The sequence below is a fragment of the Gordonia sp. i37 genome, from assembly GCF_002043085.1.
GTDB classification, from domain to species: domain Bacteria; phylum Actinomycetota; class Actinomycetes; order Mycobacteriales; family Mycobacteriaceae; genus Gordonia; species Gordonia polyisoprenivorans.
Window position 1 is genome coordinate 1 of the sequence record NZ_MVPX01000617.1, and the last position, 3,279, is coordinate 3,279.

5 protein-coding genes are annotated in these 3,279 nt (G+C 60.4%); all 5 read right to left on the minus strand.

Annotated features, from left to right (window positions below):
* Positions 1-208: 208 nt before the first annotated feature.
* Positions 209-577 (minus strand): hypothetical protein, encoded by a 369-nt coding sequence (locus B1964_RS28770; RefSeq protein WP_139765948.1) that lies wholly within the window; start codon positions 575-577, stop codon positions 209-211.
* Between the two features lie 810 nt (positions 578-1,387).
* Positions 1,388-1,519, minus strand: a complete 132-nt coding sequence (locus B1964_RS31500; RefSeq protein ID WP_290440752.1) for a hypothetical protein — start codon at positions 1,517-1,519, stop codon at positions 1,388-1,390.
* On the minus strand, positions 1,516-2,115 hold the full coding sequence (locus B1964_RS28775; protein ID WP_139765949.1) for a hypothetical protein: 600 nt from the start codon (positions 2,113-2,115) through the stop codon (positions 1,516-1,518). Before B1964_RS28775 ends, B1964_RS31500 begins: the two co-directional genes overlap by 4 nt.
* Before the next feature lie 169 nt (positions 2,116-2,284).
* Positions 2,285-2,785 (minus strand): hypothetical protein, encoded by a 501-nt coding sequence (locus B1964_RS28780; protein WP_079932227.1) that lies wholly within the window; start codon positions 2,783-2,785, stop codon positions 2,285-2,287.
* A 1-nt stretch (position 2,786) separates the two neighbouring features.
* A complete protein-coding gene (locus B1964_RS28785; RefSeq protein ID WP_079932228.1) occupies positions 2,787-3,029 on the minus strand; it encodes a hypothetical protein in 243 nt (80 codons plus the stop codon).
* Between the last annotated feature and the right edge of the window lie 250 nt (positions 3,030-3,279).

The window sequence follows — 3,279 nt, forward strand, 5'->3', positions numbered from 1 at the left end:
GACTCGTTGATCACTACGCGTGAGTCCACGCCGATCCGAAGTCCACCACTCCACGGGGCACTATCCTTACCGTTGCCGAGACCATCGACACGTCGGATCAGATAGCGGGCAGCTTCGCAGGCGAACCGATCGGATGCGTTCATGTGGTGGGCAGTGCTCATGGCCGGGTTCTCCATTCGAGAGTGACGGTCGGGTCGGATACCACAGGTCAGACACCAGCGGCCTGACGCCACCACTCGCCATCGGTGTCATGGTCGGCGCGCATCTCATCGAGATTGATCACGTCGGTGATCTCGTCGTCAGGTTCGGCAGGCACGACAGGTACGGGCGCGGCGACAGCGCCAGACAGGCCGGGTTGCTCGGCGAACACTTCAGCCACCGCCCGCATCCGCCCATCGCACACGCCAGCGTCATACGCACTCGCCATCGACCGTTCCACCACCGCCCGATAGTGCCGCTGAAGCTCGGCACCCATCACGGTTTTCTCGGGATGTTGTTCGAGATGCGAACCGTAACAGGCAAGCGCAGCGAACACACCAACAGCCGACAGAGCGATGACGACCAGAATTTGCAACATGAGGAACACCTCTCCCAGAAATAGGGAATTGGAGCGGGGGAATGTGCCGAGACTTTTGCGGCGACAAACCCACTACAACATGCCATCGAGAAAAGCGCAACCCCGGACTCTAATCGCGTGTCTCACGCCGCGAATTGTCGCCTACCCACCATCAGAGGGTGGCCCCAGAGAAGCCCGTCAGAATCGCTCTCAGACGCCGAAACACACGTCCCTCGTGCGGATGACAGACCCGTGAACTGCACCCAAGACGACGGGCCATCGAGTGTCATTTGTGCTGTTCACAGCCTCGCAGGGTGGGGGGTGCCTCCCCGCCGGCAATCCCCGGTCCATATCTGCCTCCCAGCGCCCGTTTCTCTCTGAGCGCCAAACGCTACGCGAGAACACCCGATAAACCCGGCCCATTTGCCCATATACAAAGGAAATTCCCCTAGCCATAGTCGACTAAGGGGAATCTCATTCGTTGGTTTACAGCCGTTCTGAGGCGTGAATGATTGATCGGAGTTTCTGCGCTTCGTTCCGCCAGTAACGGGCACTCTGACGCGCCAACACTAAGTCTCGATTACGGTCATAGTAGTCGGCGGATTGCACACGATCACACGCACTGCATTTACTTGCTAAACCATCCTTCTTGTATTTATCTTTCGGGAATTCCGTCGCCTTCTTCACCGTGTCGCACTGTGGACAGTGTTTGTTGGTCACGCCGGAACTGGTTTCATGAATGTGCGGCAGTCCGCGCAGTACCGCACGTAAGTGGCCCCGGTGAGGAACTTCTTTCGACACCTGCGGCAGGTACGTAACGTCATCGTCGCCTCACAGGTTCAGTCCCCGGAACAGCCGCTCGACAAGGCCGGGATCGGTGGTCTCATCGGCGTCAGGATCAGGGTCGATGTCGTCGGCATGGTCAGCGATGATCGCTGCCACTTCGGGATCGAAGATGGTCATGCCGCGTTCCCCCACCCTGCGCCGATCGCCAGAGCTTCGTCCCGGCTGGTCGGGCAGTACGGTCGCCGCCGCATCTCCTCAGCGAACGTGCCGAGTTCGTCAGCCCCGAGAGCTTGCATCCGATCTTTCGGCAGACGATAGCGCCAGTGCTCGCCGTGTTCCGAGTCGATGCGCGGCACTGCGATTAGATGGTTGTCGCGCGCCAGCGCTTGAATCTCGCGCAGAGCGGTGTAGCGGTCCTGCAACTCATGGAACTGCCTGAATGCGTCGACCTTGCCCGCGTCGATCGCGGCCCGATCGGATCGGACACCGCCGAGGTCGAGGGCGTGGAACTCTTCGCTGATCTGCTCGTACTGCTCGGTGAGGGTGCCGGCGATCTGGCCTGCGTTGGCGAACGCCAAATCCCGCGCGGAACGGATACAGGTTTCGTAAATGGTGGTTGCCACCGCGTCGACAGCGTTCTGGGATGGCAGATCGGTCGCGGCTTTGAGGATGCGGACAGGATCGGTCTTCTCGTCGGCAGCCAGTTTCGTTCCGGCTGTCGTCGCTGCGGCAAGGGTGAGCGCTGCGGCCTCGTGAGCGGTCCGCGACGCCATCTCAGCGCGTTCGATCAGGGTGTGTACTCGGTCGAGGTCGTCGTCTGCGAGCAGTCCCAGCATGTTCAGTACCGGGGCCATCGTGGTGATGGAACGTTTGTCGCGGCCAGGGAATGATTGCGGAGTTATCGGCATATCGTGTGTCTTTCAGTGAAGTGTTGGGAGTGGGTCACCACGGGCCATTCGCCCAGGCATTTCCAACGAAAAAAGGGTCACCGAGCCCCTGATTTATGCCATCTGCGACATAAGCGCTCGGTTGTTCGGGCTCCAGGATCACTGAGCCGTCTTCACGGGTCGAAGCAATTGTCCAAACGGTGCCGGGACGCGGCTTGTGCTTTGCTAGTGAAGCCTTCTCGGCGGCAAGCAGAATGTCGCCCGTGGTGAAGTCGGACGCCGGTAGCGTCGCCCCAAAGGTGCCTGCCTGGTTTTGCACGAACCTGTCAGGATTACGGTAAAGGCGTTGAGCACAAGCCAACACGATCCGTACCACCTCATCAGGGACGGTCTCACCCGGACCTGACCAGTCCTGCTCGGTGATCTCGACAGCACGGACAGAGGCATCCCAGAGTGCGGTTTCCGCCCTCGCGTAGTCGGCGGTGCCTGCTTCTAGCGTGATCCCGAGTCGGGTGGTGAGTCGATCTACGGTCGCCAGCAATTGTTGTGTAGCCATGTCAGTTGTTCCCTTCAGAGCGCATCACCCGGTCAACAGCGCTTGTCAGGTGCCGGATTGCGCCGTCTTGGTCGAAACGGGCAGCCGTGGTGAGTAGTTGTTCCCCTGCACGCATGGCTTCATCCACGCTGAGCGACAGCACCAGATCAGCGCTGGTGGCACGCAATTCGATCAGATGTACGGGGTTGCCGGGGATTCCGGCGACCAGGATCGGTGTGTGGCGTTTCCATTTGAGCCGTGCCACTTACTGCTCCCCCGTCAGCGCGTCGACTACCCGTGTGAGATGCGAGATTGCGCGGTCACGGTTCTGAGCGCCTGCCCGAATGAAGAGGTGTTCGGCGACGTGCAGGGCCTCGCCCTCGGTGAACCGTAGGAGGGTGCGCCCGCTGGGAATGTCTGTGACGGCGTACGGGTAATGCTGCTCGGTCTGAACCGTCCTGGGTCTGGTGGAGACCGTGATCTCACCAGGAGAATGTTGGTATGGGAGCAGCACG